We start from the raw sequence: 13,186 nt of genomic DNA, 5'->3' as shown, positions 1-13,186 counted from the left end.
TTAGCTGAAGGACAGAACATGACCGGCTCAAAGCTCTTCAAACCGCTTCGATTACCTAACGGCACGGTGATTCCAAACCGAATCGCCAAGGCTGCCATGGAGGAGAACCTTGCCGATGAGGATCACGCTCCTGGGGAAGCACTGGTCAAGCTCTATCGGCGCTGGGCGGAGGGTGGGGCCGGCCTGATCATCACTGGCAACGTCATGGTTGATCGCCACGCTTTGACCGGACCCGCCGGCGTGGTGCTTGAGGACGATCGCAACCTGGGCAAATTCAGGCTGTGGGCCGATGCTTGCCGCTGTCGCGGAGCTCAGGCCTGGATGCAAATCAATCATCCTGGACGGCAGCTATTGGCTTCAATGGGGCAACCGGCAAGAGGCCCCTCCGCCGTTGCGGTCGATATCCCCGGCCTCTCAAAAGCTTTTGTGCCGCCCAGGGCCTTGAATGAGCAGGAGATCGAGGAACTGATTGAGCGCTATGCCCAGGCTGCAGTGCTGGCAGAACGTGCCGGATTCACCGGCGTGGAGATTCATGCAGCGCATGGCTACCTGTTCAGCCAATTCCTTTCGCCCTTGACCAACCAGCGTAACGACTGCTGGGGTGGCAGCCTGGAAAATCGTGCGCAAATTCTCCTGCGAACCATCGATGCAATACGTCAGCGAGTAGCACCTATATTTTGCGTTGCTGTGAAGCTCAATTCCGCCGACTTTCAGCGCGGCGGTTTCGATGCCGAGGATGCGGCTCGCGTAGTGGAAATGCTTAACGCCAAGGCGGTCGACCTGGTCGAGTTGTCGGGTGGCAGCTACGAAAGCCCGGCAATGCAGGGGCAGACCCGCGATGGCAGCCGCTTGGCTCGAGAAGCGTATTTTCTAGAGTTCGCGGAGAAAATAGGAGACCTAGCGCGCATGCCGCTGATGGTCACCGGCGGCGTGCGTAGAAAGGAGGTGGCGCAGCGAGTGGTGAGCGGTTCGGTGTCGATGGTGGGGCTTGCCACCGCGTTGGCAATCGAGCCGACCCTGCCTAGCCAGTGGATGGCAGGTCAGGACACCGAAGTGGAGCCCATCGTCGTCCGCTGGAAGAACAAGGCGCTGGCATCGCTTGCAGTGGCGTCGGTGATCAAGAAGCAGCTCGGCTTGCTGAGTCAAGGGAAACGGACAAAACCCAGGACGTCGCCACTCATGGCATTGATCGGCAATCAGCTGAAGTCTCGTCGCCAGGCGAAGAACTATCGGCAATGGATTGGCCGGGTTTAGCCGGCCGATGAACTAGGGTAACGGCTTACCGGCGATTCTCCTGGCTCTGGCAGGTGTTACGCCCAGAGCCTTGAGAATCATCTCGGCGACCCGCTGGTCATGTTCCGCCACTACACGCCCTTCGACAACCGAGCGCATGGCTCCGGTTGTGCACGATACGACCATGTCCAGGGCAATCCCTTCGTCCTCGTAAGCGAGAGTCCCCGCACGCAAACCTTCACGCAGATCGCCCAGCACATGAGCAGCCAGGCGCGAGCGCATGGCCTGATCGGAATGGATGATGCGCAGCAGTGCGTTGGCCCATTGATGGTCGTACGCGGCCCGGCATATGAACATGCGCACACCAATCGATAGCCGCTGCGCACCGCAGTGCACGCCCGAACTCAGGGCGGAAATGGCATCGGAGAACTCACTCGCCATGGCGATGCCAACCGCCTCGAGTACTTCGTCGCGCGTTCGAAAATAGTTGTAGATGGTGCCGTTGGATACCGCGGCCTCCGAGGCGACATCGAGCAGTGCAATCTCCCCCACCTCCTTACGTGCGACAAGACGCAATGCCGCATCCACCAGGCCGCGACGGGTGCGTTCACGCTTCTTGTGGCCCCGAGTGAGGGGCTCTTGTTCAGTTGCTTCTGAAGGAAAAGTGGGGGAAGGCATCTTCAGGCTCTTAATCGAGGGGGCTCGTTTATGGTAAGGGAAACGCTATCGGTTGTGGCGTCGGCGCTAGCCAACAGGCCCATACAGTCTCGAACGAGACTGCCTGCCTCTACGCCTGGGGCGTGGTGCATGATGATACGGTCGGGGCGAACCGCAACCAGCGTGCCTTTGGCAGCCAGCGGCAGGATGCCATGGTTCAGGTCTTCGATGAAGTCGCAACCGCCACCGGAGCGCTGGCCGCAGGGTCCGATCTGCAGAAAGTGGCCTCCCATTTTGTCCCAGGAAACGACCTGAGCAGCGGTCAGCAGTGACAACGGGTCAACACCGAATCCAACCAGGGTCAGGTTGTCTCCAAGAGCATCGTCGCTCAGTTGGATCTGCTGTTGCATGTTGCGAACCCAGGCTTGGGGAAACAGACTGCCACGAACCAGCTTGTCGCCACGACGATGCTGCACGAACAACCCCTGTTTGAAGATGTTCTTTGGCTTGATGTCCAACTGCTCGAAGTACTTTCTGGTAGCGGGAGTCAACGCCAGCGTGCGCATCAGGCCGTGGATGAAGAACGCTGCGACCTTGTTTCTCGGCATCACCAGGCGGCCCATGAGTTTCGCCAGATTGATCATCGCCTGGGCATGGGGGCGACGCTCTACGTCATAGGTTTCGAGTATTGAAGGCGCGGCTTGGCCGCGAAGGACCCAGGCCAGTTTCCAGGCAAGATTGGCTGCATCGCGCAGTCCCGCTACGAGACCCTGCCCGACAAATGGGGGGGTGATGTGGGCTGCATCTCCCGCGAGAAAGATGCGTCCCTTGCTGAACCTGTTGCAGCAGCGCGCATGGAACCGATACACCGCCTTTCGCTCGATTTCCAGCTCTTGCGGATTGATCCATGGCGCGATCAGTCGGGCTATGCTTTCGGGACTTTCCAGCTCTTCCCGGGATTCGCCCGGGTGTAGCATGAACTCCCAACGCTCCCTTCCGCCGGGAGCGGGCATGTGCGGCGTTGGACGCCGTGGATCACAGATAAACTCAACGTGATCGATGGCTGACTTATGCCGGTTCCTGGCGTCGACAATCAGCCAATCCTCACCATAGGTCTGTCCTTCGAATTCCTGGCCAATCAGTGCCCTGACCCTGGAGCTTGCGCCATCCACACCTACCAGGTATTGGGCGCGAACGGGATACGTCTGGCCATCATCGCCCCGTACGGTGGCGACGACACAGTCTGATTCCTCGACCAGGTTCTCGAGCTCGAATCCTCCCAGGCTGGTCACTGTCTTCAGCCGGGAAACCTGGCTGCGCATCGCGTGTTCGAGGTCGGGTTGATAGAAAGTCACCAGTTTGGGATGGCCGTCGATGCATCCCGCGGTATTGGCCCGACCGAATTGCCCAAGGACCGGGGAGTGCATCCTCACTTCAGGGATAGCGATCTTCTCGAAAGCGTCTTCCGACAATCCGGCGAGTTGCAGGATGCGAAGCGCCTCGTTATCCAGAGCAATGGCGCGCGGCATTAGCAGGACCTCATGGGTCTTGTCCAATACCAGTGTCTTTACCCCATAGCGGCCGAGCAGCGCCGCGATTGTCGCACCTACCGGACCGTAACCGACGACCAGCACATCGACGGCGGTGGGAGGCAGTTCGGTACCTTTCTTGTTGTTGTTCATCTCGAGCCCTTGTTGTGATTGAAGTCGTGAGACGTGGAGATCTCATCGTCAGGCAAGGTGAAGGTAAGTAAAATTGAGGAATATTTCAATATTGATATTTTTGTCATTAATTTTCCGGGATCATTACCGTACCGTGATGAGGCCATGTGAGCTATGCCGAGGGCCAGTTTCCGACCGGTGAGGCTTGGCTTCTGAGTCGATCAGCGTTGTTATTGGAGTGACCACGTGCCACGCCTCACGAGGGCACACCCATGTTTTAGTCTTCAGGAATCCAACGTGGCGCGTCCGCAGCCCCATCCGAACCCGGTCCAGCTCTGTTTCGTCGATTTCGAGCTCGACGAGGCCAACGCGTGCTTGTTACGTAACGGAGAAGCCGTGCCGTTGGCGCCAACGCCCTTCACCCTGCTGTGCGCACTTGCACGCCAACCTGGATCGCTGGTGACCAAGGATGCCTTGCTTGATGCCGTATGGGGGCATCGGTTCGTCAGCGATTCAGTGCTGAAGACGGCCATCAGCGATCTGCGCAAGGTGCTGGGCGACGACTCCAGGCAGCCCCGCTTCATTGAGACTGTGTCGCGGCGCGGCTATCGCTTCATCGCCACGCCCTCCCCTGCACCTTCGATGCCGCCTGAATCCGCGACGGTGCCGTCGGTCGGCGTGCATCCATCACCGCCGTTCATTGGTCGCATCGACAAGCTCTCAAGACTGCAGCGGGCATGGGAACGGGCTGACGGCGGGCAACGTGCAGTGCTCTGGCTTGCCGGAGAACCGGGGATTGGCAAGACCACGTTAATCGAGCATTTCCTCGCCAGCCTTGGCGGCATTGCCTGCGCACGCGGCCATTGCGTGGAGCACTACGGCACCGGCGAGCCGTACCTGCCGGTGTTGGAGGCGTTGGCCGATCTGTGCCGCAGCGACCCTGCCCTGCCGACGCTGATGCGCGCCGTGGCGCCGACCTGGTTGCTGCAACTGCCGTGGCTGAGCACCGCGCAAGAGCGAGACGCGTTGCGGCGCGAGCTTGCCGGCATCGGTCCGGATCGCATGTTGCGGGAAATGGGTGAACTGCTGGACCGCTACACCGAGCAGCGGCCGCTGTTGCTGATAACCGAAGACCTGCACTGGAGCGATCGGGCGACGGTCCAGCTCATCGACTATGTGGCGCGGCGACGCAGCCGCACTCGGCTTATGTGGCTGGCGAGCTTCCGCGTCGCCGAGGTGGTGGCGCTCGATCATCCGCTCAACTCGTTGCGCCACGAACTGCGCCTGCAACGTCTGTGCGAGGAAGTGGTGCTCGATCCATTCTCGGAAACCGAGGTCGCTGACTTTGTTGCGCTGCGTTCGGCCTCTCTGGCCCGCGATGAAGCCTTCGTGCGTGCCCTGCACGAGCGCACCGACGGTGTGCCGCTGTTCGTGTCGTCAGTCATCAGCGAAGTGATGGACACCACGGACGACGACGCCACCATCGAGGCCCGGCTGGCGGGGATGGCGGTTCCCGAGAACCTCGCGGCCATCATTGATCACTACATCACCAGGCTCGGGCCGGAGCAGCATGCGTTGCTCTCGGCGGCAGCGGTATGCGGAGTCGAATTCCGGGTTGAGACGGTTTCGCTGGCCCTCGAACGCGACCTCGCTTCTGTGGCCCACACCTGCGAGGAACTGGTGCGCGAGCAGGTGTGGCTCACGCGGTCGCGGGCCGTCGAACCTGAGGAGACGGTGGAGCAACCCTACTCGTTTCGGCATGCCCTCTTCCGCCAGGTACTGTACGACCGCACGTCGCGCTCATTGCGCACCCACCTCCATCGCCAGGTTGGCACTGCCCTCGAACGTGAGCGCATGGCCGGCGTGCCGGTTGCTGCCTCGGAGCTGGCGACGCACTTCGACCGGGCTCGGCAGCCGATGATCGCGCTGCGCTATTACGCCGAGGCCGCAGAAGCCGCGCTGCTGCACTTCAGCCCGGCCTTGTGCATCGGCCTCACTGAGCGCGCATTGGTCCTGCTGCGGCAGGCACCAGAAGGGATGGAGCGCGATGCACTCGAAATTACCTTGGCCACACTGCAGGGGGTGTCGGCTTTCCACACGTTCGGTGTCGGCAGCGAAGCCAGGAACGCGTTCGAGCGCGCGTACACGCGGCTAACGAATGTACCCGAGCATCCAATGCGCGGTCGCCTGTTGCACGGATTCGGCTATCTGCTCGGTCTGCGCGGCGACTATGCGCTGGCGCTGGAGGTGGCGGAACGCGCCGAAGCCCTCTCGTGCGAGGCGAACGATCCAGTGCTCATGCTGGTGGCGTGCATCGTGCAGGGCGAGGTGCACCATCTCCAGGGTCGCACACAGACAACCCGCAGTTGGCTAGAGCGCGCCCTCGCGATCGCCGAGCCGCTGGACATCGGGACGAATGAGGTCTTTGCGGTCGATCCTCAAGTCATGCTGCACGGTATGTTGGCCATAGAACTCGTGCGTTCTGGCCTGGTTGAGCAAGGCCGAACTCATATGCAGCGGGCGCGGACCCGCGCGCATGCACTTCGCCAACCTATGACGTGGCTGGTCGCCGCCTGGCAGGAGGTGCTGATCGAGGTTCGGCTGGGGAACCATCTGCGTGTAGCCGCGCTGGCTGACGACATGCAGAAGTTGGTCGATGAGTATTCGCTCGCACTGGGGCGAACGGCTTGTCGCTGGTGGCGCGGCTGGGCCGACGCGCGCAACGGTGCACCGCGCGACGGCTACCGTCGCATCCGTGAGGCCTATGAAGAACACACCGGGCTTGGAATGCGCTCCGGTGCCAGCGAGGTGCTCGGCTACGCCACCGAGGCGCTGCTGCTCGCCGGTGATTGCACCGCAGCGCAAGTCGAGCTGCTGGAAGCATTTCGGGTGGGCGAGGAGCTGGGCGAGCGCGTATACCTGCCACAGCTATTGCTGCTGGAGGCAGCGATCTCGCGAGCACAGGGTCAGCCCGACGCCGGCATCGCTGCGGTGCGGCGCGCGGTTGAAGAAGCTCGAGCCCAGGAAGCACCGTGGCTGGAGCTGCAAGCGCTGGTCGAACTGTGCGAGCACCCTGACGCTACGGTCGAGGACCAACAGGCATTGGCCACGCTGGTTGACCAGTCACCCGAAACTGACGGAACCGAGCTGGCGAAACGTGCGCGCTCGCTGATTCAGGGCGCAAAGTCGGCTTGATGAGTTAAGGCCGCAAACTTGTGGGAGCGAGCCTGCTCGCGATGACGGCATGCCAGCCACCGATGAAGTGACTGCCCGGCCGCTATCGCGAGCAAGCTCGCTCCTACAGTGATTTGGTTAGTTCGCAGATGTTGCGTACAGCCGCTGAACCTGTGGGAGCGGCACTGTCCCGACCGAAGTCTGACCTTTCGCTTACGACTCGCCCCAGGGAACCGCTTACGCTGTCGTCGAACTTTCCTGCCCCCTGGCCTGCGATGATCCTGAACCCTGAATCCAAATACCCGAGCCGCCGCTCGTACGTAGTGAAGCTGCGTAGCGACGTCGCGCCGGGGGCCCTGGTGGGCCGCCTCGAAAACCTGGTCACCGGACGACAGCGCGAGTTTTCGTCAGCCGAAGAGCTGCTGGAGTCGATTGCCTCGGACCTCGCGTTGGCAGCCGGCGAGCACACGGCCGATGCCGTCGGCGAGTGACGCCTCCACCACCAACGAGCGCTCGATATGACGACCGAACGGCGACCCTTCGCTGACGACTTCGCGCACCCCGGGCCTTACGCTGATGCCATCTCGAATCCACACGAGTCCAATGCGATGCCGCGACTTCCAGTTTCCTTTCCACTGCCCCTCCTCACCGCTCGGACAACCTTGAAACGGGCCGAGCGCCCGGCCGGGCTCGCCGTTGCGGCCGCCCTTGCCACTTCGATCGCACTCGCCCTGGCCGGTTGCTCCACGCCGGTCGTCAAGCCGTCGGTCGACCTGCCGAGCAACTTCGCCGCGAGCACGGCCTCCGAGATGGAACCCGAGGCGGCGTGGTGGGAGGTCTACCACGACCCGGTGCTGACGGATTTGGTGCACCGGGCAGCCCGCGAGAACCGCGACGTCAAGATTGCCGCCGAGCGCCTGCGTGCCGCGCGTGCCGGCGAAACCGTCAGCCTGTCCTGGCTGCTCCCGAGTGTCGGCGCATCCGTCTCCGGCAGTGACCGCCGTAGCGGCTACAACTTGGCCACGAAACAGGGCTATCCGGATACCAAGACCACCAGTGTGGGTCTGGACGTCTCGTGGGAACTCGACCTGAGCGGCCGTCTGCGCGCCGGCGCAGCGGCGGCTGACGCCGATGCGCTGGCCGCGGAACACAGCATGCGTGGAGTGCGCCTGCTGGTGATGAGCGACGTGGTCAGCAACTACTTCACACTGGTCGGTGCGCAGCGCCAGGTCGCGACGCTTCGCGCAATCTCAGCGATGCAGGACGAGACGCTGCGTCTGGTCACCGCACGTCAACAGGTCGGGCTCGCATCCGCTTTCGACGTCGAACGCGCGCAGACCGACGCCTTGTCGGCGCGGGCGCAGATTCCGCCGCTGGAAACCCAAGTGGCGGTGGCACGTCACCGTATCGCAGTACTGACCGCAGACCAGTCTTTCAACACCACAAACATCCAGCCTTCAAGCGGTGATTTGATCGACGTGCCCGAGGCCAAGCCCGGCCAGCCCGCCGAGTTGCTGCAACGCCGACCTGACGTACTGGCGCTGATGGCACAACTCGACGCCGCCAATGCTCGTCGCCAGCAAGCGAAAGCTGAGTGGTTCCCACAGCTCTTTCTCGGCGCTTCCTTTGGCCGCCAGGGTCTCAACCTGAACGGTGCCGATCTCGGCGCTGCGCGCTTCACCAACGTCGCGGGCCTGCTGGCGATGCCGCTCTTCAACGCCGGGCGCACGCAAGCGATCAACGAAGCGGCCGAAAGTGCTCAACAAGAGGCGCTGCTGCGCGCCGAAGACGGCATCGTACGGGCGCTCGAGGATGTGGAAAACGCCCTCGTCACGCTTGCGCAGGAACGCCGCCGGTCCGGGTCGCTGCAATTGGCCGCCGCGTCCTCCGAGGCTGCGCAGAACCGCGCCCAGTCACTCTATAACCGCGGGCAGATTGACCTGTTGCCACTGCTGGATTCGCAGCGAGCGCGCCTGGCGGCACGCTTGAACTCCAACGAAAGCAACACCCGACTGCTGCTCGACAGCGTGCAGCTCTACAAGGCACTGGGCGGGGGCTGGCAGGTGTTCGAACAACCCTCCAACCCAACCGCATCCGCCGAAGCCGACCGGCCACCACTTTCCTGAGAATCTGTCGTTTTCCAAAGAGGAACCGTCTTGAAACATTCCCTTACTACGGCCGGCGTTTTGGCCGTCGCCGCCATGCTTTGCGCGTGCAGCCCGGATCAGCCGTCCGTGCAGGCCCCACGACCGGTACGCACCGTTGAAATCAGCTACGACAATGCCCGCGACATCAGTCGCTACGTGGGTACCGTACAATCGCGACATGAAGTCGACCAAGCCTTCCGCGTGGGCGGCAAGGTCGCCCAGCGCAAGGTCGAGGTAGGCCAGTTCGTGCGCGAAGGCGACATACTGGCTGTGCTGGATGACAGCGACTACCGCCTCGCCGAGCAAGCGTCGCGACAACAGTGGACGGTTGCCGTCGAGCAGACGCGTCAGGCCGACTCGGACCGCCAGCGCTTGACCGACCTGAAGGCTGACGGCTCGGTCAGTGCGGCCGACGCCGAGCGCGCGCAAACCAATGCCCAAACCGCGCATGCAACCGCCGAGGCCGAGGCGCGAAAGCTCGAACTCGCGCGTAACCGGCTCAAGTACACCATGCTGCGCGCCTCGCGTAGCGGCGTCGTTACGGCGGTGCGTTTTGAGGCCGGACAGGTCGTACCGGAGGGGCAACCGGTTGTCTCGATCGCGAACCCGGATGAATCCGAGATCGTCATCGACGTGCCCGAGGATCAGCTAGCCGTCTTCAAGGACGCGCAGTTCAAGGCCTCGCTGGCCAGTGCGCCGAACGAGGTCTTCGATGTCACGCTCCGCGAGCTATCGCCGCAGGCTGCGGCGCAGACGCGCACCTATCGCGCGCGGCTCAAGCCGGTCCAGGCGCTGCCGCTGGGCGCCACCGCCACGGTGATGGCCGAGCGAGTCATGACAAGTGTCTCTGTGGCGGCAGTGCCAGCCACTGCATTGACGCAGAGCGGCGGCCAGCCGGCGCTGTGGGTCGTCACGCCTGTGGGCAAGAATCCGGTAGGCATCGTCGAACTGGAGCGTGTGGCGGTGTGGGGCTACCGCAATGACGAGGTGCTCGTCTCCGGGCCGCAGGCCGGCGTTTTGGTCGTCACCGCCGGGGTGCAGAAGATGGCGTCCGGCCTGAAGGTCGCGCTCCCCGGTCCAGAGATCATTGACGCGAACATCACGCAGCAGGCCGCCCGATGAACAACTTCAACCTTACCGATTGGGCGCTGCGCCATCGCGCCATCGTCCTGTTCATGCTCCTCATTGTCGCGGTGGCCGGTGCCTTCAGTTTCACCAGGCTCGGTCAACTCGAGGATCCGAACTTTTCCGTGCCCTCCATGACCGCCATGGTCATCTGGCCGGGCGCCACCGCCCAGCAGTTGCAGGACCAGGTCCTCAACCGCATGGAGAAGAAATTCGAGCAGATCGACAACTTCGAAAAAGTGGTCACCTACGCGCGGCAAGGCTACGCAGGCATGACGCTCACCGTGCGCGGCGGAACCTCCAAGGCTGACCAGCGCGAGGCCTGGTACCAGGCGCGCAAGAAACTCAACGACCTGAGCCTCGAGATGCCTGACGGCGTGATTGGCCCGATCCTGAACGACGAGTACGGCGACGTGTACGGCCTGATGTACGCCATCAAGGGCGACGGCGTCGGCCACGCCGACCTGTCGGACGCGGCCGAGGACATCAAGCGCCAGATGCTGAAGGTGCCGATGGTCAAGAAGATCGATGTCATCGGCAAGCAGGCCAAGCGTGTCTACGTCGAGTTCTCGCACGAGCGCCTGGCAGCGCTGGGCATTACACCGCTGGCCATCGCCGAAAGCCTCAAGAGCCAGAACGCGATGTTGCCCGCAGGCCAGATCGACACCCGCGGTGACCGCGTCATGGTGCGCGTAAGCGGCCAGTTCGCCAGCGAAGAGGCTATACGCAACGTACCCATCGCCGCAGGCGGCCGGCTGATCAAGCTCGGCGACATCGCCACCGTCACGCGCGGTTTCGAGGATCCGCCGACCTACACGGTGCGCCACAACGGCCAGCCAGTACTGATGCTCGGCATCACGATGACCAGCGACGGCAACATCGTGGACCTTGGCAAGGCGATGGACACGGCAGTCGCCAAGATCCAGTCGGAACTTGCGCACGGCGTGGAGTTGGAGCTCGTGGCCGACCAACCCACCACGGTGAAGGACGCCATTCACGACTTCGCGCGCGCGCTGGCCGAGGCGCTGATCATCGTGATCGCGGTGAGCCTGGCCAGCCTGGGTTGGCGCGCCGGCCTCGTGGTCGCGACCACGGTACCGCTGGTGCTGGGCGGTGTGGCGCTGGTGATGCTGGCGATGGGCTGGAACCTCGAGCGCATCTCGCTCGGCTCGCTGATTATCGCGTTGGGACTGCTGGTGGATGACGCCATCATCGCCATCGAGATGATGGTGGCGAAGATGGAAACCGGCATGGACCGCGTAAAGGCAGCCGCCTTCTCCTATCAGTCTACTGCCATGCCGCGCCTGACCGGCGCGCTGATCACCGTCGTGGGCTTCCTGCCGATCGGCCTCTCGAAATCCACCACCGGCGAGTACGCGGGCGGCATCTTCTGGATCGTCGGCGCCGCGGTGCTGTTCTCGTGGATCTGCTCCGGCATCTTCACGCCGTACCTGGCGGTCAAGATGCTGCCCAACGACTTGGGCAAGCACCAGCATGGTGATCCGTACGACACGAAATTCTACCGCAGCCTGCGCCGCCTGATCGACGCCGCCATCGAGCGCCGCTGGGTGGTCATCGGTGCAACGTTTGGCGCGCTGGTGCTTGCTCTGGCCTGTATCAAGCTAGTGCCACAGCAATTCTTCCCCAACAGTTCGCGTCCTGAACTGGTCATTGACCTGCGCGTCAAGGAAGGCGCTTCGTTCGCCGCGACGACCGAGCAGGTCAAGCACATGGAGGAGATCCTGGCGAAGGACGAGGACGTGCGTTTCTATACTGCCTACACCGGCGCCGGCGCACCACGCTTCTATCTCTCGCTCAACCCCGAGCTGCCGAATCCGGGATTCGCCCAGTTCGTTGTGATGACCAAGGACCTGGATGCACGCGAGCGGGTACGTGCGCGGCTGGTGGCCTCGGCTGACCAACAATTCCCACAGGCGTGGGTGCGCGTGACCCGCCTCGAGTTGGGGCCGCCTGTCGGCTACCCGGTGCAGTTCCGCGTCGTAGGCCCCGATACTCAGGTGGTACGCCAGATTGCCCGCGACGTGGAGAAGGTGGTTGGGGCCAACCCGAAGGTGCGCGACCTCCAGCTCGACTGGAACGACCCGGTGCGCACGCTGAAAGTGGAGCTTGATCAGGACAAGGCGAGCGCGCTTGGCCTCGCACCGGCCGACGTGTCGCTGGCGACCCAGACCGTGATGAACGGCGCAACCCTGTCGCAACTGCGTGAGCGCGAGGACCTGATCGACATCGTGGCCCGTGCCGTGCCAGAGGAACGCTTGAACCTCGACACACTCAAAGACATCAACCTTTACACACGCCAGGGTACGGTGGTGCCGCTGTCGCAAGTCGCACAGGTGCGCTCAGAACTGGAAGAGCCGGTACTGTGGCGCCGCAACCGCGACATGGCGATCACGGTGCGTGCCGATGTGAAGGATGGCGAGCAAGGTGTATCGGTGACGCAGGAAATCCAGCCGTTGCTCAAGGATATCGAAGCGAAGCTACCGTCGGGTTACCGCATCGACGTGGGCGGTGCGGTGGAGGAAAGTGACAAGGCGAACAAGGCGCTGCTCGCGGTGGCCCCGTTGATGTTAATCACCATCCTGCTGTTACTCATGCTGCAACTGCAGAACTTCTCCCGCATGTGGATGGTAGTGCTGACCGCGCCGCTGGGCCTGATCGGCGTGGTGCCGGCGCTTTTGGTGTTCCAGTCGCCACTGGGTTTCGTCGCGATCCTGGGCATCATCGCACTGGGTGGCATGATCATGCGCAACGCAGTGATCCTGATCGATCAAGTACAGATCGAGATCGCCGAAGGGCGCGACCCGTGGAATGCTGTGCTGGATGCTGCCATTCACCGGGCTCGTCCGGTGATGCTGACGGCGCTGGCTACCGTCCTCGCCATGATCCCGCTAACGCGCAGTGTGTTCTGGGGGCCGATGGCAATAGCGATCAAGGGCGGCCTGACCGTGGCGACGCTGCTGACGATTTTCTTCGTCCCGGCGTTGTACGCCGCGTGGTTCAAGGTGGGTCGCCAGACGGCCGCTGGCACCCAACAGCTGATGGGGGACTCCGCGCTCGCTTCTGAGGGATGAGTGCCGTAGCACTGTGCTCCCGACCTCACCGCTATTGGAAAGGCTTGCTCAGCGCCATTTCTGAAAACAACCGAGGTCTGCCGCGAGGTTCTGCGAA

Annotated in this window: 8 protein-coding genes; 6 read left to right on the top strand and 2 right to left on the bottom strand. The window is 62.9% G+C overall.

Going from position 1 to position 13,186, the window contains the following annotated elements:
- Positions 1 to 18: 18 nt before the first annotated feature.
- Entirely contained in the window at positions 19 to 1,254 is a 1,236-nt protein-coding gene (locus tag AC3IT6_RS12130; protein WP_489356539.1) for an NADH:flavin oxidoreductase/NADH oxidase family protein, read from the top strand.
- Between the two features lie 12 nt (positions 1,255 to 1,266).
- On the opposite strand, the gene AC3IT6_RS12125 is transcribed toward AC3IT6_RS12130, so the two are convergent.
- Together AC3IT6_RS12125 and mhpA are read right to left on the bottom strand one after the other, a co-directional pair.
- Positions 1,267 to 1,911, bottom strand: coding sequence for a TetR/AcrR family transcriptional regulator (locus AC3IT6_RS12125; protein ID WP_489355763.1), 645 nt, complete (start codon positions 1,909 to 1,911; stop codon positions 1,267 to 1,269).
- A gap of 2 nt (positions 1,912 to 1,913) precedes the next feature.
- A complete protein-coding gene (mhpA, locus tag AC3IT6_RS12120; RefSeq protein WP_489355761.1) occupies positions 1,914 to 3,572 on the bottom strand; it encodes a bifunctional 3-(3-hydroxy-phenyl)propionate/3-hydroxycinnamic acid hydroxylase MhpA in 1,659 nt (552 codons plus the stop codon).
- A 276-nt stretch (positions 3,573 to 3,848) separates the two neighbouring features.
- On the opposite strand from mhpA, the gene AC3IT6_RS12115 reads away from it, so the two are divergent.
- From AC3IT6_RS12115 to AC3IT6_RS12095, 5 genes are all read left to right on the top strand, one after another.
- Positions 3,849 to 6,746 carry an AAA family ATPase gene (locus AC3IT6_RS12115; RefSeq protein WP_489355759.1) on the top strand — a complete coding sequence of 966 codons (2,898 nt, stop codon included), beginning with the start codon at positions 3,849 to 3,851 and terminating at the stop codon, positions 6,744 to 6,746.
- 254 nt (positions 6,747 to 7,000) lie between these two features.
- Complete coding sequence (locus AC3IT6_RS12110; protein WP_489355757.1) at positions 7,001 to 7,216, top strand: hypothetical protein; 216 nt, start codon at positions 7,001 to 7,003, stop codon at positions 7,214 to 7,216.
- A 117-nt stretch (positions 7,217 to 7,333) separates the two neighbouring features.
- A complete protein-coding gene (locus AC3IT6_RS12105; protein ID WP_489356537.1) occupies positions 7,334 to 8,851 on the top strand; it encodes an efflux transporter outer membrane subunit in 1,518 nt (505 codons plus the stop codon).
- Positions 8,852 to 8,881: 30 nt separating this feature from the next.
- Positions 8,882 to 9,994, top strand: a complete 1,113-nt coding sequence (locus AC3IT6_RS12100) for an efflux RND transporter periplasmic adaptor subunit (RefSeq protein WP_489355755.1) — start codon at positions 8,882 to 8,884, stop codon at positions 9,992 to 9,994.
- Complete coding sequence (locus AC3IT6_RS12095) at positions 9,991 to 13,089, top strand: efflux RND transporter permease subunit (RefSeq protein WP_489355753.1); 3,099 nt, start codon at positions 9,991 to 9,993, stop codon at positions 13,087 to 13,089. Before AC3IT6_RS12100 ends, AC3IT6_RS12095 begins: the two co-directional genes overlap by 4 nt.
- Positions 13,090 to 13,186 lie beyond the last annotated feature (97 nt).

It is taken from the genome of Pseudomonas sp. KH_017, assembly GCF_057840285.1.
Note: the sequence above shows the minus strand (reverse complement) of the source record. Positions and strands in the feature narration are given on the sequence as shown.

Bases quoted from the DNA above. Each gene is read 5' to 3' on its own strand.
- AC3IT6_RS12130 (WP_489356539.1), top strand. From the start codon at position 19: ATGACCGGCTCAAAGCTCTTCAAACCGCTTCGATTACCTAACGGCACG.
- AC3IT6_RS12125 (WP_489355763.1), bottom strand. From the start codon at position 1,911: ATGCCTTCCCCCACTTTTCCTTCAGAAGCAACTGAACAAGAGCCCCTC.
- mhpA (WP_489355761.1), bottom strand. From the start codon at position 3,572: ATGAACAACAACAAGAAAGGTACCGAACTGCCTCCCACCGCCGTCGAT.
- AC3IT6_RS12110 (WP_489355757.1), top strand. From the start codon at position 7,001: ATGATCCTGAACCCTGAATCCAAATACCCGAGCCGCCGCTCGTACGTA.
- AC3IT6_RS12105 (WP_489356537.1), top strand. From the start codon at position 7,334: ATGCCGCGACTTCCAGTTTCCTTTCCACTGCCCCTCCTCACCGCTCGG.
- AC3IT6_RS12095 (WP_489355753.1), top strand. From the start codon at position 9,991: ATGAACAACTTCAACCTTACCGATTGGGCGCTGCGCCATCGCGCCATC.